The sequence below is a fragment of the Phenylobacterium sp. J426 genome (assembly GCF_024699945.1).
In the GTDB taxonomy this organism is placed as follows: domain Bacteria; phylum Pseudomonadota; class Alphaproteobacteria; order Caulobacterales; family Caulobacteraceae; genus Phenylobacterium.
Genome location: NZ_JAJOMY010000001.1, coordinates 2,550,335 through 2,570,970, shown reverse-complemented (window position 1 = coordinate 2,570,970; position 20,636 = coordinate 2,550,335). Strand labels below are relative to the sequence as shown.

At 71.0% G+C, this 20,636-nt stretch carries 21 protein-coding genes and 3 pseudogenes; 10 read left to right on the top strand and 14 right to left on the bottom strand.

Features of this window, described 5'->3' with window-relative positions; translation table 11 throughout:
• Positions 1–14 precede the first annotated feature (14 nt).
• The 4 genes and pseudogenes from LRS10_RS13490 to LRS10_RS13480 all read right to left on the bottom strand — a co-directional run.
• A pseudogene (locus LRS10_RS13490) lies at positions 15–2,885 on the bottom strand (beta strand repeat-containing protein); the annotation flags it as partial.
• Positions 2,886–2,931: 46 nt separating this feature from the next.
• Positions 2,932–3,237 (bottom strand): annotated as a pseudogene (locus tag LRS10_RS25175) (calcium-binding protein); the annotation flags it as partial.
• Between the two features lie 7 nt (positions 3,238–3,244).
• On the bottom strand, positions 3,245–3,385 hold the full coding sequence (locus tag LRS10_RS13485; RefSeq protein WP_257837721.1) for a hypothetical protein: 141 nt from the start codon (positions 3,383–3,385) through the stop codon (positions 3,245–3,247).
• 206 nt (positions 3,386–3,591) lie between these two features.
• Entirely contained in the window at positions 3,592–4,647 is a 1,056-nt protein-coding gene (locus tag LRS10_RS13480) for an alpha/beta hydrolase (protein ID WP_257837720.1), read from the bottom strand.
• Between the two features lie 32 nt (positions 4,648–4,679).
• On the opposite strand from LRS10_RS13480, the gene LRS10_RS13475 reads away from it, so the two are divergent.
• Positions 4,680–5,057, top strand: a complete 378-nt coding sequence (locus LRS10_RS13475; protein ID WP_257837719.1) for a helix-turn-helix transcriptional regulator — start codon at positions 4,680–4,682, stop codon at positions 5,055–5,057.
• A gap of 224 nt (positions 5,058–5,281) precedes the next feature.
• Positions 5,282–6,400: a helix-turn-helix transcriptional regulator gene (locus LRS10_RS13470; RefSeq protein ID WP_257837718.1), complete on the top strand. Its 1,119-nt coding sequence runs from the start codon at positions 5,282–5,284 to the stop codon at positions 6,398–6,400.
• A gap of 46 nt (positions 6,401–6,446) precedes the next feature.
• Here the strand turns inward: LRS10_RS13470 and LRS10_RS13465 are convergent, their stop codons facing one another.
• Positions 6,447–7,190, bottom strand: coding sequence for a 2OG-Fe(II) oxygenase (locus tag LRS10_RS13465; protein WP_257837717.1), 744 nt, complete (start codon positions 7,188–7,190; stop codon positions 6,447–6,449).
• 137 nt (positions 7,191–7,327) lie between these two features.
• On the opposite strand from LRS10_RS13465, the gene LRS10_RS13460 reads away from it, so the two are divergent.
• Positions 7,328–7,525 (top strand): hypothetical protein, encoded by a 198-nt coding sequence (locus LRS10_RS13460; RefSeq protein WP_257837716.1) that lies wholly within the window; start codon positions 7,328–7,330, stop codon positions 7,523–7,525.
• 51 nt (positions 7,526–7,576) lie between these two features.
• Here the strand turns inward: LRS10_RS13460 and LRS10_RS13455 are convergent, their stop codons facing one another.
• Complete coding sequence (locus tag LRS10_RS13455) at positions 7,577–8,293, bottom strand: response regulator (protein ID WP_257837715.1); 717 nt, start codon at positions 8,291–8,293, stop codon at positions 7,577–7,579.
• On the bottom strand, positions 8,290–9,747 hold the full coding sequence (locus tag LRS10_RS13450; RefSeq protein WP_257837714.1) for an ATP-binding protein: 1,458 nt from the start codon (positions 9,745–9,747) through the stop codon (positions 8,290–8,292). Before LRS10_RS13450 ends, LRS10_RS13455 begins: the two co-directional genes overlap by 4 nt.
• A 196-nt stretch (positions 9,748–9,943) precedes the next feature.
• Between LRS10_RS13450 and LRS10_RS13445 the strand changes: the two genes are divergently transcribed.
• The 4 genes and pseudogenes from LRS10_RS13445 to LRS10_RS13430 all read left to right on the top strand — a co-directional run bounded on the left by LRS10_RS13445 (position 9,944) and on the right by LRS10_RS13430 (position 11,279).
• Positions 9,944–10,114: a hypothetical protein gene (locus LRS10_RS13445; RefSeq protein WP_257837713.1), complete on the top strand. Its 171-nt coding sequence runs from the start codon at positions 9,944–9,946 to the stop codon at positions 10,112–10,114.
• A pseudogene (pal, locus tag LRS10_RS25170) lies at positions 10,111–10,642 on the top strand (peptidoglycan-associated lipoprotein Pal). The gene LRS10_RS13445 and the pseudogene pal overlap by 4 nt, the downstream one beginning before the upstream one ends.
• Positions 10,639–10,827 carry a DNA-binding transcriptional regulator gene (locus LRS10_RS13435; protein WP_257837712.1) on the top strand — a complete coding sequence of 63 codons (189 nt, stop codon included), beginning with the start codon at positions 10,639–10,641 and terminating at the stop codon, positions 10,825–10,827. The pseudogene pal and the gene LRS10_RS13435 overlap by 4 nt, the downstream one beginning before the upstream one ends.
• Before the next feature lie 32 nt (positions 10,828–10,859).
• Complete coding sequence (locus LRS10_RS13430) at positions 10,860–11,279, top strand: hypothetical protein (RefSeq protein ID WP_257837711.1); 420 nt, start codon at positions 10,860–10,862, stop codon at positions 11,277–11,279.
• Between the two features lie 14 nt (positions 11,280–11,293).
• On the opposite strand, the gene LRS10_RS13425 is transcribed toward LRS10_RS13430, so the two are convergent.
• The 5 genes from LRS10_RS13425 to LRS10_RS13405 all read right to left on the bottom strand — a co-directional run bounded on the left by LRS10_RS13425 (position 11,294) and on the right by LRS10_RS13405 (position 14,756).
• Positions 11,294–11,599: a hypothetical protein gene (locus LRS10_RS13425; protein ID WP_257837710.1), complete on the bottom strand. Its 306-nt coding sequence runs from the start codon at positions 11,597–11,599 to the stop codon at positions 11,294–11,296.
• Between the two features lie 44 nt (positions 11,600–11,643).
• Complete coding sequence (locus LRS10_RS13420; RefSeq protein WP_257837709.1) at positions 11,644–12,456, bottom strand: hypothetical protein; 813 nt, start codon at positions 12,454–12,456, stop codon at positions 11,644–11,646.
• A complete protein-coding gene (locus LRS10_RS13415) occupies positions 12,453–12,905 on the bottom strand; it encodes a hypothetical protein (RefSeq protein ID WP_257837708.1) in 453 nt (150 codons plus the stop codon). The genes LRS10_RS13420 and LRS10_RS13415 overlap by 4 nt, the downstream gene beginning before the upstream one ends.
• A 32-nt stretch (positions 12,906–12,937) precedes the next feature.
• Complete coding sequence (locus LRS10_RS13410; protein WP_257837707.1) at positions 12,938–13,666, bottom strand: hypothetical protein; 729 nt, start codon at positions 13,664–13,666, stop codon at positions 12,938–12,940.
• Positions 13,667–14,114: 448 nt separating this feature from the next.
• Positions 14,115–14,756: a penicillin-binding protein activator LpoB gene (locus tag LRS10_RS13405; protein WP_257837706.1), complete on the bottom strand. Its 642-nt coding sequence runs from the start codon at positions 14,754–14,756 to the stop codon at positions 14,115–14,117.
• A 500-nt stretch (positions 14,757–15,256) separates the two neighbouring features.
• Between LRS10_RS13405 and LRS10_RS13400 the strand changes: the two genes are divergently transcribed.
• Positions 15,257–15,637, top strand: coding sequence for a response regulator (locus tag LRS10_RS13400; protein WP_257837705.1), 381 nt, complete (start codon positions 15,257–15,259; stop codon positions 15,635–15,637).
• On the opposite strand, the gene LRS10_RS13395 is transcribed toward LRS10_RS13400, so the two are convergent.
• The gene (locus LRS10_RS13395; protein WP_308237957.1) at positions 15,634–16,968 is read right to left on the bottom strand and encodes a dicarboxylate/amino acid:cation symporter; all 1,335 of its coding nucleotides are present in this window, start codon (positions 16,966–16,968) and stop codon (positions 15,634–15,636) included. The genes LRS10_RS13400 and LRS10_RS13395 overlap by 4 nt on opposite strands.
• Before the next feature lie 121 nt (positions 16,969–17,089).
• Here LRS10_RS13395 and LRS10_RS13390 point away from each other — a divergent pair, with 121 nt between their 5' ends.
• Both LRS10_RS13390 and LRS10_RS13385 read left to right on the top strand, forming a co-directional pair.
• Positions 17,090–18,331, top strand: coding sequence for a serine hydrolase (locus LRS10_RS13390; RefSeq protein WP_257837704.1), 1,242 nt, complete (start codon positions 17,090–17,092; stop codon positions 18,329–18,331).
• 351 nt (positions 18,332–18,682) lie between these two features.
• Positions 18,683–19,333: a hypothetical protein gene (locus LRS10_RS13385; protein WP_257837703.1), complete on the top strand. Its 651-nt coding sequence runs from the start codon at positions 18,683–18,685 to the stop codon at positions 19,331–19,333.
• Between the two features lies 1 nt (position 19,334).
• Here the strand turns inward: LRS10_RS13385 and LRS10_RS13380 are convergent, their stop codons facing one another.
• Positions 19,335–20,579: a hypothetical protein gene (locus tag LRS10_RS13380; protein ID WP_257837702.1), complete on the bottom strand. Its 1,245-nt coding sequence runs from the start codon at positions 20,577–20,579 to the stop codon at positions 19,335–19,337.
• Positions 20,580–20,636 lie beyond the last annotated feature (57 nt).

Below are 20,636 nucleotides of genomic sequence, written 5' to 3'. Positions count from 1 at the left end.
TGCCCGCGCCCCCCGGTCAGGGTGTCGTTGCCGGCGCCGCCGGAAAGGGTGTCGTTGCCGCCGCCGCCCTGCAGGTTGTCGGCCCCGTCGAGGCCCGACAGGCTGTCGTCTCCGCCCAGCCCCTGCAGCGTGTCGTCGCTGCTCGTGCCGATCAGGGTGTCCGGCCCCGACGTGCCGCTCGCCGGCGCATAGGTCGGCGCCGCGATCGTCTCGTTCGAGAACTGCAGGGACTCCACGCCCACCAGCGTGTCCGTGCCGTCCGGCGAGTTCGTCCGGTTGTCGACGACGGTGATCACGCCGTCCGGCGCCACCGTGACGGTGTAGTCGCTGCGCGCGCCGCTGAAGATGGCGAGGTCGGCGCCCGCGCCGCCGACCAGGCTGTCATTGCCCGCGCCGCCGACCAGGGTGTCCGCGCCGTTCCCGCCGATCAGGGTGTCGTTGTAGGTGACGGTGAAGTTCGCGCCCGAGAGGATGGCCAGCTGCTCGGCGCCCGTGATCTCGCCGTTGGCGTCGACGAACACGCCGCCATCGCCCAGCAGCCGGTCATCGCCGTCGCCGCCGTCCAGGCTGTCCGAGCCGCCCCAGCCGGCCAGCACATTGTTCAGGCCGTCGCCGATGAGGGTGTCGTTGCCCCAGCTGGTGCCGGCGACGTTCTCGATGCCGCTCAGCGTCAGGTCGCCCTGGCCCGTCGTCTGGGCCGTGGTGATCCGCAGATCGACCGTGACCGGGCTGTTGACCAGCGTTTCAGAATAGAACTGCAGCGTATCCTGTCCGGCCCCGCCGTTCAGGGTGTGGTTGCCGAAGCCGACCGAGAACAGGTCGTCCCCGTCGCCGCCGGACATGCTGTCCGAGCCGCCCGTGCCCCACAGCCAGTTGTCGCCGTCGTCGCCGACCAGCGTGTCGTTCCCGTCGGTGCCGGTGACATGCTCGATGCTGACCAGGGCGTCGGTCCCCTGTCCGGTGGCCGCGCCGGTGGCAAGGTTTACGCTCACGGCGGCCCCGCCGTAGAACGTCACCCGGTCGAACCCGGCGCCGCCGTCGATGGAATCGTCGCCCGCGCCGCCGCCGATGTAGTCGGCGCCGTTGCCGCCCATGATGGTGTCGGCGCCGTTGCCGCCCGAAAGCGTGTCCGCGCCGTTGCCGCCGATCAGGACGTCGTCGCCGTCGCGGCCGACAAGGCTGTCGTTGCCGCCTTCGCCGGTCAGCACATTGGCCCCGGCGTTGCCGAGGATCGTGTCGTTGCCGAAGCTGCCGCCGACGTTCTCGACGTTGGTGATCGTATCCGTGCCGTGATCGGCGTTGATGGCCTGCGCGCCGGTGTTGGACAGGTCCACGGTGAAGCCCGCCGAACCGGGGAACAGCACCATGTCGACGCCATCGCCGCCGTCGATGAGGTCATTGCCGGCGCCGCCGGTCAGGGTGTCGTTGTCGGCGCCGCCCGAGAGTGTGTCGTTGCCCCCGCCGCCTTGCAGGTTGTCGGCGCCGTCCAGGCCCGACAGGCTGTCGTCGCCCATCAGCCCTTCCAGCGTGTCGGCGCCGCTCGTGCCGATCAGGGTATCCGCGCCCGCAGTCCCCGCCCCTGGCGAGTAGGTCGGCGCCGCGATCGTCTCGTTCGAGAACTGCAGGGACTCCACGCCCACCAGCGTGTCCGTGCCGTCCGGCGAGTTCGTCCGGTTGTCGACGACGGTGATCACGCCGTCCGGCGCCACCGTGATGGTGTAGTCGCTGCGCGCGCCGCTGAAGATGGCCAGGTCATTGCCCGCGCCGCCGACCAGGCTGTCATTGCCGGCGCCGCCGACCAGGGTGTCCGCGCCGTTCCCGCCGATCAGGGTGTCGTTGTACGTGACGGTGAAGGGCGGGTTCGACACGATGCCGAGTTGGGCGACCTCGACGATGGCGCCGGCCTGGGTGATGTCGAACCCGCCGTCGCCCAGCAGCCGGTCGTCGCCGTCGCCGCCGTCCAGGCTGTCTGAGCCGCCCCAGCCCGCGAGCACGTTGTTCAACCCGTCGCCGATCAGCGTGTCGTCGCCCCAGCTAGTCCCGACCACGTTCTCGACGCTCGTGAGGGTGTAGCTGCCCTGGCCCGTGGTCTGGGCCGTGGTGATCCGCAGGTCGACCGTCGCCGGGCTGTTGACCAGCGTGTCCGAGTAGAACTGCAGGGTGTCCTGGCCCGCGCCGCCGTCGACGGTGTGGTTGCCGAAGCCCACGAAGAACAGGTCGGCGCCGTTGCCGCCGGACATGCTGTCCGAGCCGCCCGTGCCCCACAGCCAGTTGTCGCTGTCGTCGCCGACCAGGGTGTCGTCCCCGTTGGTGCCGGTGACGTGCTCGATGCCGACCAGGGTGTCCGTCCCTTGGCCCGTGGCGACGCCGGTCGCGAGGTTCACGTTGACGGCCGCACCGCCGAAGAACGAGACGCGGTCGAGACCCGCCCCGCCGTCGATCGAATCGTCCCCCGCGCCGCCATTGATGACGTCCGCGCCGCCGCCCGCGATGATCGTGTCGGCGCCGTTGCCGCCCAACAGGGTGTCGTTGCCGTGAACGACGAAGGCGCTGGGCGTGACGATGTTCACCGTCACGATCGCGCCATTGCCGTTCGTGCCGTTGGTCAGGATCTCGCCGTCGCCCAGCAGCACGTCGTCGCCGTCGCCGCCCACCAGCGAGTCCGCGCCGCCCGTGCCGGCGAGCACGTTGTTCCCGCCATCGCCGATCAGAGTGTCGTTGCTCAGCGTGCCCGACAGATTTTCGATGCTGGTCAGGGTGACCGTCGTGGGCGTGCTGAAGCCGATGTTCTGCGCGCCGGACACCAGCAGCGAGATGTTCGCGCCCTGGCCGACCGGCAGCGTCGTGCCGGCGAAACCGAGGGTGTCGTTCCCGGCGCCCGCCATCGACCGTCAGATGGCTCCCGGCGTCGGTGACGGCGATCAGGTCATCGCCACCGCCCGTGGAAACGCTGTCGTTGCCGCCGTTGGTCAGGATGAAGTTGCCGGCGTCATTGCCGATGATGGTGTCTGAGCCCAGCGAACCCGAAACGTGTTCGATGCCGATCAGCACGTCCGTGCCGTAGCCTGTCGCGGTTCCCGCGACGAGGTCGACGGAAACCCCCGTCGCCGGATCCGCGGCGTAGTAGGTCACACGGTCGCCGCCGGCGCCCCCGTCGATGGTGTCGTTGCCCGGGCCGCCGTTCAGGAAGTCGTCGCCGTCGCCCCCGCTCAGGCTGTCGTCGCCATCCTCGCCGCGTAGCTGGTCATCGTCGTCGCCGCCGACGAGCGTGTCGTTGCCGGCGGCCGCCGTAGAGGGCGTCGTTGCCGGCGAGCCCGATGATGGAGTCGTTTTCACCGCCGCCCTGGAAGTAATCGTTGTCCGACGTACCGTTGAAGTCAGCCATGCGCCCCACCACTACAGATTGCAGCGCGCGCGAAGTGTCAGCCTCCGCGCGCGAATCTCTGGATAACGCCGGTATGTCGGACGAAATCCCCCGTTGGGGCGGAAGTTACTGAGATGTTACAAGCTACCGCTTCCCCCATTTGGGGGAGGTGCGTCAGTTCGCCGAGCGCTGTTTGTCGCGGCGGACGGTGGAGCCGGCGATGGAAATCAGTTCAGCGCGGCGTGGTCCAGTCGCCGCCGGATGAAGTCCGCCGCGAGCAGGATCGACTGCTTGGCCTTGGGGGTATTCATCCGCTCCCAGACGTGGGTCTCGTCGGTCCACAGCCGCACGGTCAGGTCGCCGCCGGCGTCGCGCACCTTCTCAGCCAGTCGGACGGCGTCGTCGTAGAGGATGTCGCCCTTGCTCGCGTGGATGAGCATGGGCGGAAAGCCATCGAACGACCCGAACAGCGGCGATGCGATCGGGTCGGTCGCCGAGAGCCCGTCCAGATAGAACCGCGCCACCAGGGCCAGGCTCTCCATGGTGTAGGGCGTGGTCCCCATCAGGGACGCCGCTGTGACGCTCCAGCTCTGCAGCGACAGATCCACCCAGGGCGAGAGCAGCACGACCCCCGACGGCAGGCCGAGGCCACGGGCGTTCGCCTGCTGCAGGGCCGAGAGGAGAACCGCCGCCCCCGCCGACTCGGCCAGCGCCACCACCGGCTCGTCCGGATAGGTCCTCCGGAACCAGGCCCAGGCGGCGACGATGTCCTCCACGGCCGCCGGGCAGGGATGTTCCGGCGCCAGCCGATAGCTGGGGGCGAACACCTGCGCCTCCGCCGTGGCGGCGAACCGCGCCACCAGCTGGGTGATCCTGGGGCTCCGCTCCGCCACGAACGAGCCGCCATGCACATAGAAGACATGGCCGCGCGGCTTGGTGCTCTTGGGCGCGAACCACTCCGAGGGCGCGGGCGGCGACGACAGGACCCCCGGCCCGGCCACCCGGATCGCCTCGGCCTCCATCATCGGCAGGATCGGGCCAAGGAGGGGGGCGTCGGTCCGCTCATGCAGCCGCCGCTGGCGCTCCACATAGGCCAGCAGGGCCTCGCGCCCCTGCAGGTCGGCCTGCACCGCCTGGCGCATCGATCGCGTGACCAGCCACTGCATCGTTCGGTTGACCAGCTTGCGGCCCACCGATGAGAGGGACAGCCCGAGCGGACTGTCCATGGTCTCGATGTCCAGACGGCCGGTAACCGTCTGGTCAACTCCATACGCAACGCTCATTACTGGCCCCGACCCCTACTCAGAGCCCCAGCATGAGCGACGACGACGCGTTCGACCAGCGTTTGGTGAAACGGGCCGCCGCCTACGCCAAGCTCTATCCCAGCATCCACGACCGTCTGAAGGCCGCCTACGACTCCGGAAATCCGATGGCCCGGCAAGTGGCCCGCGCGCTGGGGGTGGCCCTTGAGCGGTCCGCCGGAGCCCGGGAACAGCACCTGCGCGACGTCCACAGCCTCTCGCCGCAGGAGACCCGGATCCTGCTGCATCTGGTGGACGGCGGGTCGGTGGCGACCTGCGCCGACGAGCTCGGCGTCGCCGAGAGCACCGTCCGCTCGCACCTGAAATCGATCTTCGCGAAGACCGGCGTCCGACGCCAGGCGCAGTTGCGCGATCTTCTGCCGGGCCGCTGAAACTCTCATCGCCTACAGTTTAGACCCGTAGATCTACGCCATCGTCCCTCAAAAGGGGGATACGAACATTGACGTCTCCGTAGTCATCGAACACGGTGCGCCGGGGTTCGGGGGCGTAAGTACATGTATTGGTTGCGTTTCACCCGCGTATTCGGGTGGAAGTTGTACGGCGCGTTGCTTGCCCACGCGGCGGCGGCGGCGGCCAAGGGGCGGGGCGCCCCGGCTTGATCCGCAACGATGATCATTGGGTCTCCGTCGTCGATGCGTTCGGCGACGCCGCCCTCGGCGGCGACTGGCTTCAGGCCCTGGAGGCGCTCGGCGACGCCTGTGGCGCGGAACGGGGCGAGCTCATCGGCGTCGGGGCGGACCGCGCCCTGCCCTTCAACTGGATGAGCCGCATCGACATGGAGCCGATCAACGCCGAGCTCACGGCGATCGGCGGCGGCCATCCAGATGTCAATCCACGCGTGGCTCGCGGCATCCGGGACCCGCTGCTGGCCGGCTGGCACGACGCGGCCTGTTCGACCGAGGACGAACTGCGCCGCAACTTCGCCTACGCCGACATCTGCCGCCGCTGGGATATCCCCTACGGCAGTCAGGCGACGCTGCTGCGCAACGACGGCATGCTGATCGGCCTAGCCGTCCTGCGCACCGAACGCCAGGGCCGGCCGGAGGCGGCGGACCGCCAGGCGTTCGAGGCGCTCGCGCCACAGGTCCGGGCCGCCGTCCGGGCTCAGCTGGCGCTCGAAGGCCAGGGCGCCGCGCTCATCGGCGGCACGCTGGAAGCGATCGGCGCGGCCGCCTTCGTCTGTGACGGCGCCGGCCGGGTCTGCGCCCACACCCCCGCCGCCGAGATCGCCCTCTCGCGCGGGCTCCTCAGGCTGCGGGGCCAGCGTCTGGCCGCCGCCCGGGACGAGGACTCTCGCGCCCTCGAGGCGGGGGTGCGCCGCGCCGTCTCCGCCCCTGAACCCGGGACGGGCGATCCGTTCCAGACCCTGGTGCTGCGCGATCCCCGCGATCCCGGCGAGATCGAAGTGGTGGACCTCGTGCCCCTGCCGCGGCGGCCCTTCGCCTTTGGCTTCCAGCCCCGGGCAGTGGCGGTCGTCCGCGGCGCCGAGGGGTCCAGGGGGCGCTTCCCCGAGCTCCTGCGCCTGGCTTTCCGGCTCACGCCATCCGAGGCCGATGTCGCCGTTCGCCTGGTTGAGGGGGAAACCCGCGAGGCGATCGCCATCGGCCGCGGCGCATCCGTCGAGACCGTGCGCAGCCAGGTGCGCAGCCTGCTGGCCAAGGTGGGTGTCCGCCGGACCGGCGAACTGACGGCCAAGCTCGGTCGGCTGAGATAGCTCCCGCCTCCCCGGCTCGGGCGTGCAGCCAAGCCCCCGCGCCCCGCTAGCCCTGGCTGGGCTCGGCGACGATCGTCTCCTTCGCCACCAGATGGGCGTTTTGCTCGCGGATCCGCGCCGCCGCCTCGTCGTAGAAGAAGGGCAGCACCGCATAGCGCCGCCCGCGGGTCACCGGCGTCACCTCGTGCAGGAGCGAGCACGAGAACACCACCGCCCCGCCGGTCGGCGGCCGATAGCGGCGGGTCCCATATTCGGGAAACCGCAGCTCGCCGCCCTCGAATTCCTCGGCGTTGAGGTTGATCGAGCACGCGAACCGCCGATGCGCGGTGCCCGGCGACTCGTTGTCGCGGTGGGCCCGGAAGTGGCCGCCCTCCTCCGCATCGTAGGCCGCCACGATGTAGCGCTCGACGCGCGTCACCGGGAACATGAAGGCGCGCTCGATCTCCGGCAGCAGCCGCTGGCTCAGCCGCACCCGGATCTCCCGCAGCAGCGACTCGTCGCTGATCAGGGCGTCGCGCCGGCGCTTGAAGCTGTCGTCCATGACGCCGGTCGTCTTGCCGTCCCGCAGGCGCATCACCCCGGAAGGCGTCCCGCCGGTCTGCTCGTAATAGGCGATCAGCTCGCGGCAGAGGCGCGGCTCCAGCACCCGCGGCGTGATCAGCACCGGCGCATGCACCTCGACTCCCGCGTGAGCGGCCGGCGCGGGAAGCTGGCTGATCATCGCAGTCAGGCGGGCGAGGTTGGCGAAGTCGCCGGTCGAGAAGCTGCGCATCGTCGGATCGCCGCTCACCCAGAACGGGCTCTCCGCGCCGTCCGGCCGTGATCGCGCCATAGCTCCGGAAGACGTCGCCGGTCTCGTCCAGCATCCAGAGCAGGGCGTTGCGCTCGGGCAGGGAGGCGAACAGCTCCGGATCCTGGGTCAGCGCGATGGCGATGCAGCTCGAGGTGCTGAACAGCTTTTCGTTGACCAGCAGGTGCTCGACGATCGCGTGCGCCGCGGCGCGATCGCGCGGCAGGAAGAGCAGCAGCACGAAGCGGCCGCCCACCGTGCTGAAGGCGAACTTCGGGTTGGCGTGCGTGCGGGCGGTGAACACCGGCAACGGTCCGCCCAGCATCCGGGAATAGCTCATGACGCCCGCATCCCCGCTCCCGCCCAAGCGGGCAATCATAAGAACCTTATAATTGCCGCCCGCCGCCCTCGGCCTCGTTCTCGGCCACCAGCCGGTAGCCCAGTCCGGGTTCGGTCATCACCAGGCGGGGCGAAGCGGGCTCGGCCTCCACCTTCTGACGCAGCTGGCCCACCAGCACCCGGACGAACTGGGCGTCGACCTGGGCCCCCGCGCCCCAGACCGCGGCGATCAGCTGCCGGTGGGTCACGACGCGGCCGGCGTGCCTCGCGAGCACGCGCAGCAGGTCGTATTCGCGCGGCGTCAGGTGCACCTCCTCGCCCTGGATGCTCACCCGCCGCAGCGGGAAGTCGATCTCCAGGTCGCCGGCCCGCACGCGCGCCTGCGAGGTGAAGCGGCGATCGCGCCCGCGCTGGGCGGCCCGCAGCCGCGCCAGGAGCTCGCCCACGCCGACGGGCTTGTTCACATAGTCGTCCGCGCCGGCGTCCAGGGCGGCGATCTTCTCGGTCTCCAGGTCGCGGGCCGACAGCACGATGATCGGGGCGTCCGACCATTCCCGCACCCGGCCGATCACCTCCTTGCCGTCCATGTCCGGCAGGCCGAGATCGAGGATGATCGCCTCGCAGGGGTCGGCGGCCAGCGCGCTCAGCGCTTCGGCCCCCGAGGCGCTGCTCTCCACCGCATAGCCCGCCGCCTGCAGCGCCGGGGTCAGGGCCCGGACGATCTGCGGCTCGTCGTCCACGATCAGCAGGCGCAGGCCGCTCATGCCGCGGCCTTGAGGCAAAGCGTCGCGACCAGGCCGCGGGCGCCGTCGGTGCGGTTTCGCACGGCGATGCGCCCGCCCATGCCGGCCAGCAGGCCCCGACTGATCGCCAGGCCCAGGCCCGTGCCCGGCAGGCTGCCGGTGGCCGGCGCCCGATAGAACTTCTCGAAGATCCGCTCGGCGTCCTCGGGGGCCACGCCCGGCCCGGCGTCCGTCACCTCGACCATCACCTCACCTCCGGCCCCTGCGACCGTCACCGTGATCGGCGCGCCCGCGGGCGAATACCGCATGGCGTTCTCGACCACATTGCCCAGCGCCTGCTCGAACAGCACGGCGTCGCCCTCCGCCTCCGGCGTCGCCGGGTCTATCCGCACCTCGAACGGCCGCTGCTCGGTGCGGTTTCGCCGTCCGACCGCCCGCTCGACCACCTCCGGCACGTTGAAGGCCGATGTCGCTACGGTGAGCTGGCCCGCCTCGAGCCGGCTCATGCTCAGCAGGTTGGCCACCGTCGCGTCCAGCCGCTCCGCCTCCTCGCGGATGGTGTCGGCGAGATCCGCCCGGACCGCAGGGTCGAAGCGCCCGCCGAACTCCCGCAGGCTGGTGGCCGACGCCAGGATCGCCGCCAGCGGAGTGCGCAGGTCGTGCGAGATCGACGACAGCAGCGCGTTGCGCAGGTCTTCGGTCCGGGCCCGCGCCTCGGCCTCGGCCTTGCCCGCCGCCAGCCGCGCCCGCGAGATCGCCGCCGCGCCGGTGTCGGCCAGGATGCCGATCAGCGTCTGCTCTTCCTCCGACAGCGGATAGCCGCCCCGCGGCCGCCACGCGGCCTCCCCGAAGTCGGCGTCGCCCGTGCGCAGCCCCTGCACCCGCCAGGGTCCCGACGCCTGGTGCCCGGCGTCCTCGGCCCTCGCCCGATAGGCCCCGCCGTTGTCGCGGATCTCGGCCTCGCCGCGGGCCGCCCGCGCGATGTGCGCCGCCAGCCGCTGCCGGATCGCGGTCTCGTCCGACGTCGCCGAGAAGTCCCGCGTGGCGTCGAGCAGCGCCCCGTTCACCCGCTGGCGCGCCCGGGCCCGCGCCGCTTCGTCACGCATCCGTCCCGTCAGCAGGCCGATCAGGACCGACACCGCCAGGAACATCATCATGACGTTGAAGTCCTCGGCTCCGCCGAAGCTGAACTGGAACCGCGGATTGACCAGGAACAGATAGACCAGGAAGGCCAGCGCCGCCGACACGTAGGCTGGACCAGACCCCAGCAGGAACGCCGACAGCAGCACGCCCGCCAGAAAGATGGCCGAGAGCCGGTCGCTTCCGGTGATGCGGTAGAACAGCTCGGCGAGCCCGGTCGCCCCGCCGATGATCGGAAGCACTGCCAGGTAGCGTGCGACGTGCCGCACCGCGTTCCGCAGCGGCGGCGCGTCCCGATGTTCGGAGGAGTCCCACCACATGGGACGGAACTTCATCATCGCTGCGAGCCGGTCAATTATGAGCCCCTTATGACGCCTGCCGACCGGCGTTCGATCATTATAACTTCCTTATGCTGTGACGTGTCGCGGGAGCGGGCCATCAACGTCTCGAAGGCTCCGGTCGTCCTGCGCGTATCGCTGGTCTGCTTCCCCACAGCGGCCGCGACCGGGGCCTTCAACAGGAAAAAGGCCCATGGATTCGAACGTTCTGCTCTGGGGCTTCGGCGTGGTCCTGGCCCTGTTCACCCTCTTCATCTGGGTGCGGCTCGTCCGCTTCGCCCTCAGCGGCCGGTGGACGCCTGAATTCCGCCCGGCCGCGTCGCATCAACACGCTCAGACCCTCAAGGAAGATCCTGCCTCATGAAGGCCGCACAAAACCTCCTGCTCGCCGCCGCCATCGGCGCCCTCCTGGCCGGCTGCGCCAGCAAGCCCAAGCCCGGCCCGGCGCCTGCCGCCGAGCCGCCGCCGGCCTACAGCGAGGCCCCGCCGTCGACGGCGCCCGAGGGGCAGCCGCCGGCCTACGCCAGCCTGCAGGCCGAACTCGCCGCCACCGCCGGCGACCGCGTGTACTTCGCGTTCGACAGCGACCTGATCGACGCTGAGGCGCGCGACACCCTGCGCCGCCAGGCCGAATGGCTGCGCACCCGCACCGACGCCCGGGTCCGCATCGCCGGCAACGCCGACGAACGCGGCACGCGGGAATACAACCTCGCCCTGGGCCCGCCGCGCCGCGGCCGCCCGTCAGGCGCTGATCGGCTTCGGGATCCCCGCCGGCCGCATCGACACCGTCTCGTACGGCAAGGAGCGGCCGATCGATTCGGGCTCGGGCGAGGAGGCCTGGGCGCGCAACCGCAACGCCCACACCGTGCTCATCGGCCTCGGCGAGCGATGACCGGAGCCGAGCTCCGTGCGGCGCGTGAAGCGCTCGGCCTGACGGTCGAGCGCTTCGCCCTGCGGGCGGGGGTCACCGACCGCACCGTGCATCACTTCGAGCAGGGCGTGACCAAACCCCGCCCCGTCACCCTCGTCGCCCTCCGCAAGGCCTTGCGGCAGCTCGGCCAGGGGAACGCGCCCTGAGCCGCCACGCCGTCGGCGCGGCGGCGCTTGCGGTGGCGCTTGCGGGGGTGGGCGGCGGCTGTGTCCGCACGGTCCGGCCGACGCCGAGCCCCGCGGTTCTCGAGGCCCGCGCCCCGCGCCCGCCGCCACCGCCTTGCACCGCCTTCGAGGGGATCGGGACGGTCGACGCGCCCTTCCCGTACGCCGCATTCGCCCTGACCGACGAGGTCGAGGGGGCGCTGACCCGCGTCGTGTCCTGGCGGGCGTGCCATCCTGACGGCGCGGTCGTGCTGGTCGGCGTCGTCGAACCGCACTACCGCCGGCCGGGCGTCGAGACCCAGTTGCTGACCCAGCGGATCGGCGCCGTCTCCGCCTGGCTGCGCGAGCGGGGCGTCGCACCGGTCGACGAGGCCGCGGCCACGGCCGGCTCGGGGCCGGTCCTGCGCGTCAGGGTCATGGGCCGCGGCTGGTAGCCGGCGCCGCCGGCCTAGGCCAGCCAGCGCCTCGGGTGATTGGGCCCAAGTTCGCGCACCTCGCCCAGCGCCAGGCCCAGGACCTTCATGCGCCAGGCGCTCAGAGCCTTCAGCGCCTGCACCGGCTCCAGGCCGCCGATCGGGCTCGTCGCCACCTTGCCGCTCATCACCGCCCGGTCCACTGCGGTCCACTCCGCGCGTCCCTGGTCGGCGTGGCCGACGGCGTAGTAGTGGCGCATCGGGCCCCGCTCGCCGTCGACCTCGAGCATCACAGCCACGAGCCAGCCCGTGGTCACCGTCTTGGCGTAAGCGTCCTGCATCGGCCCTACCTAGCCGAGGCCCGGCCGGCCGCAAGGGCGCGCGATTACCGCAGGCGTCCCATCGTCTCGTAGGCCACCTGCGCCCCCACCAGCTCGGGCGTGGTGCGGCTCTCCGCCGCGCGCCGCTCGAAGCCCGAGGGTCCGGCCACGAGGCGGGCAGGCCCGGCCGGGGGCTCGCCCGTGGTGACGAACTGGCCGCGCACGGTCGCGCTCGGCAGATGCGTCACCTTCACCGTGAAGCTCACGCCCGTCGGCGAGGCGGCGCTGGGGTCGGGCAGCACCTCCACCAGGTACTGCACGCCCTGCTTCATCGCGACCGACTCCAGGTGCTGGATGTCCAGCCGCTCGTCCCTCGACTTGCCCGCCGAAAGGTTCCGGATCAGCGCCTCGCGGTCCATCACCTTGGCGCCGGCGCTGAGGAACGCCCCCACCATCGCGCTCTCCACCTTCTTGGCGAAGATATCGTCCCGGAAGCCGTAGCGGCTGTGAGTCGAGCGCTCGGCATAGACGCGCGTCTCGGAGGTCACCGTCGCGGCCGCGGCCGAACCGGCCACCGTCGTGCCGTAGCCGCGGGCCACATAGCCGGCCCGCTCGGCCGCGCCGTCGGCCCGCGTCGTGACCACGCCATCGTACTGGCTGGCGCCGTCCTCGATGAGCTCGCGGTTCCAGAACACCAGGATGCTCGGCCGCCCGTTCCGCGCGTTCCAGGCCGAGAAGGCGCCGGCCGCGTCGTGGTTGGGCGCGTCGGGGTCGGCCCGCGGCGGCGCGGGGTTCACCGCCGGCAGGCCCGGGCGGTACTGGGCGGCGGCGGGCGCGGCCGCAGCGGCGAGCGCCAGGACGATCAGGGCGGTCCTCATTGGGCGCCCCGCACCTCGACGTAGTACTGCGCCGAGCTCGACTTGATCGACGAGGTCTCGAAGGTGACCATCGCCTGCGGCTGGGCGAACAGCCCGGTCCACGAGGCGGCCGCATCGGTCGGCGCGCCGCTGGCGTCGAACCACGAGGCGCGCACCTCCAGCGGGATTGGGTGGTTCGTCTTGTTGCGGATCTGCACCGTCAGCTTCGGCAGGCCTGTCGGGCCTTGCGTGACGTAGGTCCCCTCGACGTCCAGGGCGCTGTCGACCTTGTAGTCGCGGCCGATGTAGCGGGCCAGCGAGCCGTCGATCACCCGCACCGAGTTCAGCGCCGGCCGGACGTTGTTCTGCTGGTCGATCCGCACGCCGCCTTCAGGGGCCTCGGGGGTGGCGCAGGCGGCGAGCGCCGCCATCAGCGACAGCGCGGCGGCAGTTCGAACGGCGGTCTTCATCGGTTCAGCCTTTGGCTTGGGCCGGGCGCGCGTCAGTAGGCGCGGACCAGGCAGAGGGTTTTGCGGCTCTCGAAGGTGTCGCAGCGGATCGCCGCCTCCGGCGTCGCCGCCGGCTGGTCGCCCTTGAGGAAGCGGGCGGTCATCTCGGGCGGCTTGCCCTGGGAGGCGAAGGTCAGCACGTGGACCTGGTCGGGCAGCGACGACCAGTAGCGGGTGTCGGCCTGTGGCTTGGTGCTGGACGAGACGATCAGGAACACGCCGGCCACCGCCCCCACCGCGGCGCCCGCCGTGCTCGCCCCGGCGATGTCGTTGTAGGCCCCGACGCCGTCGGCGAGCGCCGAACCCACCGCGCCGGTGCCGGCCTTGAACTGCGCCTTGCCCTGCAGGATCTTGTCCACCTCGCGGCCGCCGCGGGTCGAGGCCTGCCAGTAGATGTCCTCCATCCGGTACGCGCGCTGCGCCTCGCCCGCGCGGACCACTTCGGCGGCGTCCATGGCGATGTTCTTGCCGCGTCGATAGACGAAGTAGCTGTGGTCGAGCCCATCGCCCAGCTTGCGCGGCGCGGCGCCGGTCTCCACCAGCACCAGCGTGTCATCACCCTTGCCGATGCCGGCAAAGTCGGGCCGCAGCTCCTTCAGACGCGCCAGGCTCTCGTCGCGCAGGTCCTCGTCGCCGTTCTGGTGGCTCGCCCAGGCTTCCAGGAACACCAGCAGCCCGAAGTCGGCGCGGTTCTGGCTCTCCTCGGCGAAAGCGTCCTGCATCTGCCCTTGCCGGAAGGCGGCGCGGGCGTTCTCGAAGTCGCCGTCGCGAAGGTAGCCCAGCCCCCCGGTAGAGAAAGACCATCGCCCGTTCGTAGGGCTCGCCCTTGAAGGTCTTCGAGCCCTCGTCGTACCAGAGCTGGCGAGCCTTCGCGGCGTCGGGGTTGTTGGCGAACACCCGGCCGATCTGCCCGATGGCGTCGTCCAGCGCGGCTTTCGACGTGGCATGGTCGCCCTTCCAGAACGACCGCGCGCCGATCTCCATCTGGTTCAGCACCCGGTCGCGGTCGCCGTTGGCGGTGAGCCGCGCCTGGAATTCCTCCGGGCCGGCGTCCATCGGCAGGACCGGCGGCGGCGGCGGCGCCTTGGCCGCCAGCGCCGGGCCCCAGGGGATGCCTGCGCTCAGCAGGACCGCGGCGATCAGGGGCAGCGACTTCATCGGCCTCGTCCCTCAGCGGTAGACGACGTCGTCGCGGTTCTCCTTCTTGAACTCGTAGAGGTTCGACCAGACGATCGCCCCGTACTCCAGGTCCACGAGTTCGAAGGTGTATTGCGAGAAGCGGCTGGTGACGCCCGTCCGCGTGTCGACCGCATCCCGCGTGCCGATCCGGCCGACCAGGCGGTAGTCGGCCCCGGCCTGGGCGCGCGTGCGGCCGGTCGTGCCCACGTCCACCCTGCCCTCGGCCTTCAGGTCGCGTTCCAGCTCAACCATCTCGGCGTATTCGCGGCCGATGAACATCATCCGCCCGCTGGCGGCGCGGTTCAGGCCCACGCGGATGCGGTCGGTGATCAGCGACTTGTCGATGATCTCGCTGCTCTCGTTCCGGAAGAACTTGGAATCGACGATCACCCGCGGCGGCGTCGGCTGGTTCATCAGCGCCGGGACCAGCAGCAGGTCTCGCACCATAGTGTCGGCCATGGAGACGATATCCTGGCTCTCCGTGCCGACGCCTCGCACGCTGTCCGGCGAGGTGGTGTCGCGATAGACGGTGTCGGATGCCTTCGCCCGCTTCGCGCGCGGCTGGGCTTCGGCCGCGCCCGCAAGCGACAGGCCGACGACGGCGGCGACGGCGGCCGCGACGAACGATTTCACGTGCAAGACCCCAATTCCCCCTGTGGCGCGCACCGGCCTTGCGGGAAGGCCGGTGCGACAACCTCGAGCCCCCCGGCGCCCCCCTTGGGAAAGGCGACGTCCCCCCCGAACAAGCTCGACCCTAGGCGACCACATCGCGGCCAGGGGAACATCCCCCAGATGGGGTAACTCGCAGTGGTTGAGTCGGGCGCTGATGCACGCGCGCGGCGGGAGATCCGAATAGAGCGGCCGGGGTTTAACCGTGCTTCGACTTGGCCGGCGTCTCAGCATGCTGTGGCCGACTTGCGAGCGTCTTTGCGCCGCCGGGCCGATGTCCGGAAACCGACTTTGGTTCAGCGTCCTTAACGCCGGTTAGCCACGTCCGTCAGTCTTACCTTAGCTTCTAGGCGCCAACTTTCGGCCTCAATCGGGCGTGGTCCCGATGGAGTACCGCTGTGAACAGCGTGAGCGCCGAACGCGCCCCTGATGGCTCAAAAGAGCCGACCCTACGCGTCCTTCATGTGGACGACGATCCGATGAACCTGCGCGTCGTGCAGGAGATCCTCACCGCCTTCGGCCACACCGCCGTGATGGCCAGCTCCGGGCAGGAGGCCCTCGCCCGCCTGGCGTGCGAGCGTTTCGACGTCGTGCTGATGGACATCCACATGCCGGAAATGACCGGCATCGAGGTGGTCGAGCGCCTGCGCGCCTCCCTCGGTCCGGAACGCAACACCCCGGTCATAGCGCTCACGGCCGACGTGCTGTCGCGGCGGCCGCAGGACTACGCCGCTCTCGGGTTCGCCGACTTCGTCTCCAAGCCCATCCTGGTCTCGGGCCTGATGGCGTCGGTCCGCCGCGCCGTCGCCGGGATCCCCTCCCGGCGCTTCTCCCGCGCCAGCTAGTCGGCGTCGGCCTCGACCGGCAGGGCGGCGATCGGCTGCGGCTCGCTGTCCAGCGCCCGGTCAAGAGCGGCGCGGTCAAGCTGGCCCTCCCAGCGGCTGACCACCAGGGTCGCCACCGCGTTGCCGATGAAATTGGTCAGCGCCCGGCACTCGCTCATGAACCGGTCGACGCCCAGGATCAGCGCCATGCCGGCCACCGGCACGCTGGGCACGACCGACAGCGTCGCCGCCAGGGTGATGAAGCCCGCGCCGGTCACGCCCGCCGCGCCCTTCGAGCTCAGCATCGCGACCGCCAGCAGCAGCAGCTGTTCGGGCAACGTCAGGTCGATCCCCAGCGCCTGGGCGATGAACAGGGCCGCCAGGGTCATGTAGATGTTGGTGCCGTCGAGGTTGAAGCTGTAGCCGGTGGGCACCACCAGCCCGACCACGGTCTTGGGCGCACCGGCCCGCTCCATCTTCTCCAGCAGGGATGGCAGCGCCGCCTCCGAGGACGAGGTCCCCAGCACCAGCAGCAGCTCCTCCTTCAGGTAACGGATCAGCTTGAGGATCGAGAAGCCGTTCAGCCGCGCGATCGCCCCCAGCACCACCAGCACGAACAGCGCCGAGGTCGCATAGAACGTCCCCACCAGCGCCGCCAGGCTGACGATGCTGCCGATGCCGTACTTGCCGATGGTGAAGGCGAAGGCTCCGAACGCGCCGATCGGCGCGGCCCGCATGAAGATCGCCACCAGCTTGAAGAAGGCCTCGGCGGTGGCGTTCAGCACGCGCAGCAGCGGCTCGCCCCGCTCGCCGACCATGGCGAGCGCGACCCCGAACGGGATCGAGAAGAACAGCACCTGCAGGATGTTGCCCTCGGCGAAGGCGCCGGCCACCGTCGAGGGGATGATGTCCATCAGGAAGCCGGTGATGGTCATCTCGTGGCTCTTGGCCGCGTAGTCGGCGACCGCCGCGGCGTCCAGCGTCGCCGGGTCGGCGTTCATCCCCGCGCCGGGCCGCACCACGTTGGCGACGATCAACCCGACCACCAGCGCGAAGCTCGAGACCGCGATGAAGTAGGCGAAGGCCTTGGCGGCCACGCCGCCCACCTTGCCTAGGTCGCGCATGCCGGCGATGCCGGTCGTCACCGTCAGGAAGATCACCGGGGCGATGATCATCTTCACCAGCTTGATGAAGGCGTCGCCCAAAGGCTTCAGCGAGGCGCCGAGCGTCGGCCAGAAATGCCCGATGACCGCGCCCAGGATGATGGCGGCCAACACCTGCACATAGAGCTGCGCCCACCACGGCGTGCGTTTCAGCGGCGTCGCCGCCACGGCCTCAGGCGCCCTGACCAATCGGATTCCCCCAAACTCCGCGGGACCCTATCCCAAGAATGTCGCCATCGAAATGAGTGGCCGAAAGTTCGAAAGTCGGGAATGCTCAGGCCAACGAAAGACGAGATCTGGGGAGGATCCGATGACCTTCAGTCGACGTGGCCTGCTGGCCGCGGGCGTCGCATTCGCCGCGTCTCCGGCGCTGGCCAGGATCGCCGTGCAACCGCCAGCCTCGGCCGGCTTCTCGCCTGCGGGCGTCGCGGCCCTCAACGCCCACATGCACGGCCTCGTCGACCAGAAGAAGCTGGCCGGCGTCGTCACCCTGCTGGCGCGCAAGGGCAAGGTCGTCAGCCTCGACGCCTACGGACGCGCCAACGCCGCGGAGCCGGCGCCGATCAGGCCCGACGCCATCTTCCGGATCGCGTCCATGACCAAGCCGATCACCGGCGTGGCCATGATGCAGCTCTACGAGAAGGGCCTCTGGAAGCTGGACGACCCGGTGGCCAGGCACATCCCCGAGTTCGCGGGCCTGAAGGTGAAGACCGCCGAAGGCGCCCTCGTCGACCAGACTCGCCCCATGACCATGGCCCAGCTGATGAGCCACACCGCGGGCTTCGGCGTCAGCGCCATGTACGAACAGGCCGGCCTGCGCGACAGCGACCTGCAGGGCATGGTCGACAAGCTCGCCAGGCTGCCGCTCGCCAGCCAGCCCGGCACGGACTGGGCCTACGGTCCGGTCGTCGACCTGCAGGGCTATGTCGTCCAGAAGCTGTCCGGCCTCGACCTCGCCGACTACATGCAGCGCCACATCTTCGATCCGCTGAAGATGCCCGACACCCAGTTCTGGGTCGCCCCCGCCAAGGCCGCCCGCGTCGTCCAGGTCCACACCTACGACGCCGCCGGGACGATCGTCCCCACCAGCGACCGGTCGGTCCGCACCGAGAAGCCGCGCTTCCTGGCCGGCGGCGGCGGCCTCTTCTCGACGGCCGAGGACTACTTCCGCTTCTGCCAGGCCCTGCTGAACGGCGGCGAGCTGGAGGGCGCGCGCATCCTCAAACCCGAGACCGTCAAGCTGATGCGCGCCGACGTGCTGCAGCCGGGCGTGAAGGTTGATCTCTACGGCCCCAACCAGGAAGGCCTGGGCTTCGGCATGGACTTCGCGGTCCACAAGCGCCCCGCCGAGAGCGGCCTGCCGCACGGCCTCGACAGCTACTGGTGGGGCGGCGCCTTCGGCACCTGGTTCTGGATCGATCCCACCAACGACCTGGTCTTCGTCGGCATGATCCAGAACCTGCGCGGCTCCGTGCCCGGCGCGGGCACGCCCGATGTCCGGGGCGAGTCCGCCAAACTGGTCTATGCCGCCCTGCAGGAGCGCCGCGCATGAGATCGCTGCTGATCTGCGCCCTCCTGGCGCTCGCCTCCGCGGCCTCGGCCCAGGCGTACAAGGCGCCTCGGACCGCCTGGGGCGCGCCCGACCTCCAGGGCGTCTGGACCAATGCCTCGCTCACCAGCCTCGAGCGTCCGCCGCAGTTCAAGTCCCTGGTCGTGTCCGAGGATCAGGCCCGCGCGCTGGAGCAGATGCGCGCCCGCGCCAGCGAGGCCCAGAACCGCCCCTCCGACCCCAACGCCGGCGCCCCCCACGGCCGGCGAGGATCCCGGCGGATACAACAGCTTCTGGGTCGATCCCGGCACCACCATCGGCCGCGTCCGCGGCGAGCCGCGCTCGTCCTGGCTGGTGGACCCCGCCGATGGCCGCCTGCCCTACACGGCGCAGGGCCGCCGGCTTTACGAGGCCACCCTGCAGAAGGCCCGCAACACCTTCGATGGCCCCGAGTCGCGCCCGCTCGGCGAGCGCTGCATCCTGGGCTTCGGCTCCACCGCCGGCCCGCCGATGCTGAACGTCCTCTACAACAACCACTACCAGATCCAGCAGACGCCCGATCACGTGGTCATCGTGGTCGAGATGAACCACGACGCGCGCATCATACCGCTGAAGGCCGAGCCGCCGCCGCCGGGCACGCCCTGGATGGGCTGGTCCGTCGGCCGCTGGGAGGGCGACACCCTCGTCGTGGAGACCCGCAACTTCAATCCGGGCGAGTCGCTGCGCCCCTACTTCGGCGCCAGCCTGTTCCTCTCGCCGCAGGCCCGGGTGACGGAGCGCTTCACCCGCATTTCGCCCACCCAGATCCTCTATGACTTCAGCGTCGACGATCCCGGGATCTACGCCCGGACGTGGCGGGCCGAGATGCCGCTGAACGCCGCCCGGGGGCCGGTCTACGAGTACGCCTGCCACGAAGGGAACTACTCCCTGCCCGGCATCCTCGCCGGCGCCCGGAAGGCCGAGGCCGAGGGGCGCACGCCCGAGGAGGTCGGGCTGACGGAGTAGATCAGTCCTTCTTGCCGGCGCCCTTGCCGCCGCCCCTGTCGCCGCCGCCGGCCTTGTCGCCGCCGCGCTCGGCCTTCGGGCCGCGGTCGGGCTGGCCGCCGCCCTTGACGGGCCCCTGCCCCCGGGCTTGGTTCTGGGCCTGGGCCGCCGCCTGACGGGCATGGTCCTCGGCGGCGCGGGCCTGCTGCCGCGCGGCCTGCCGCTGGGCCTCGGCCTGCTGGCGGGCCGCCTGCCGCTGTTCGGACGCCTGTCGCTCGGCGAACTGCCGCTCCGCCTGCGCCTGCTGGCGCCCGCGCTCGCCGGCCTGTTGGTTGGCCTGTTGCTTGGCCTGTTGCTTGGCCTGGTCGCGCTGCGCCCGCAGCTGCTCGCGCTGCGCCAGCGCCATGTCGCGGCGCGCCTGCACCTCGGGCAGGTTCATGCGCGGATCGGGCTGGACGGCCGGCGCGGCTGCGGCCTGCTGGGCGGCGATGCGGCGCGCGTCGCGCCGCCAGCTCTCAGCGTCCCGCTCGCGTCGGCGCGCCTCCTGTTCGAAGCGCTTCAGCTCGCGCTTGCCCGCCTTCTCACGCCAGCCCCGCCAGTCGGCGTCGCTGCGCGCCGCCTGCAGCCACGGCTCGGACGCCCGGCGCACTTGCGGCGCCCTTTGGATCCAGGCGGCCTCCTGCACCCGGGCCCGTCGACCCTGCGCCGCGGCGTTCCGCAGATCCCGCCCGTGCACATAGTAGCGGCCCGCCAGGGGCGCGACGTCGGCGAAGCGCGCAGCCGGCAGGTAGCGGCCGTCGGCCCCGATCAGCGTGATCAGAGCGCCGCTCGGATCGAAGCCGTAGCCGTACAGCCCGTCGCGCACGAAGTAGGGGTAGGCCGCGCCGGGCTCATAATAGTAATAGCGGTATCCTGCCTCCCAGGGCTCGGCGTACATCGACCAGTTGTCGGCGGTCTCCCAGACCCAGGGTTCGACGCCGCCGTAGTCGAAGGCGTAGTCCGGCGGCGCGTCGTAGAACGCCTGTTCCAGACCGTAGGCGCGTTCCGCGAAGCGATAGCCGGCGTCCGGCGCCGTCCAGGCGATGGGCGCGGCCTCGGCGTACGGCAGCGCCATCGGCTCCGGCAGCAGCGCCGCCGGCGTCGGGTCGGGCACCGCGATGCGGGCGGCCCGGTCGTCCTCGCGGCAGCCCGCCGCCCCCAGCGCGAGCGCGCCCGCCGCGGCCAGCAGGGCCATCCGGCCCCGGGTCTTCGAGCGCAATGCGATCATCTCCTCGGTCCTTCGCCTGTTTCAGACAGCCGGCCAGCCTGCAGGGCGGCGGCTGAA

Bases quoted from the DNA above. Each gene is read 5' to 3' on its own strand.
- LRS10_RS13485 (WP_257837721.1), bottom strand. From the start codon at position 3,385: ATGGCTGACTTCAACGGTACGTCGGACAACGATTACTTCCAGGGCGGC.
- LRS10_RS13480 (WP_257837720.1), bottom strand. From the start codon at position 4,647: ATGAGCGTTGCGTATGGAGTTGACCAGACGGTTACCGGCCGTCTGGAC.
- LRS10_RS13475 (WP_257837719.1), top strand. From the start codon at position 4,680: ATGAGCGACGACGACGCGTTCGACCAGCGTTTGGTGAAACGGGCCGCC.
- LRS10_RS13460 (WP_257837716.1), top strand. From the start codon at position 7,328: ATGGCGATGCAGCTCGAGGTGCTGAACAGCTTTTCGTTGACCAGCAGG.
- LRS10_RS13455 (WP_257837715.1), bottom strand. From the start codon at position 8,293: ATGAGCGGCCTGCGCCTGCTGATCGTGGACGACGAGCCGCAGATCGTC.
- LRS10_RS13450 (WP_257837714.1), bottom strand. From the start codon at position 9,747: ATGAAGTTCCGTCCCATGTGGTGGGACTCCTCCGAACATCGGGACGCG.
- LRS10_RS13445 (WP_257837713.1), top strand. From the start codon at position 9,944: ATGGATTCGAACGTTCTGCTCTGGGGCTTCGGCGTGGTCCTGGCCCTG.
- LRS10_RS13435 (WP_257837712.1), top strand. From the start codon at position 10,639: ATGACCGGAGCCGAGCTCCGTGCGGCGCGTGAAGCGCTCGGCCTGACG.
- LRS10_RS13425 (WP_257837710.1), bottom strand. From the start codon at position 11,599: ATGCAGGACGCTTACGCCAAGACGGTGACCACGGGCTGGCTCGTGGCT.
- LRS10_RS13420 (WP_257837709.1), bottom strand. From the start codon at position 12,456: ATGAGGACCGCCCTGATCGTCCTGGCGCTCGCCGCTGCGGCCGCGCCC.
- LRS10_RS13415 (WP_257837708.1), bottom strand. From the start codon at position 12,905: ATGAAGACCGCCGTTCGAACTGCCGCCGCGCTGTCGCTGATGGCGGCG.
- LRS10_RS13410 (WP_257837707.1), bottom strand. From the start codon at position 13,666: ATGCAGGACGCTTTCGCCGAGGAGAGCCAGAACCGCGCCGACTTCGGG.
- LRS10_RS13390 (WP_257837704.1), top strand. From the start codon at position 17,090: ATGACCTTCAGTCGACGTGGCCTGCTGGCCGCGGGCGTCGCATTCGCC.
- LRS10_RS13380 (WP_257837702.1), bottom strand. From the start codon at position 20,579: ATGATCGCATTGCGCTCGAAGACCCGGGGCCGGATGGCCCTGCTGGCC.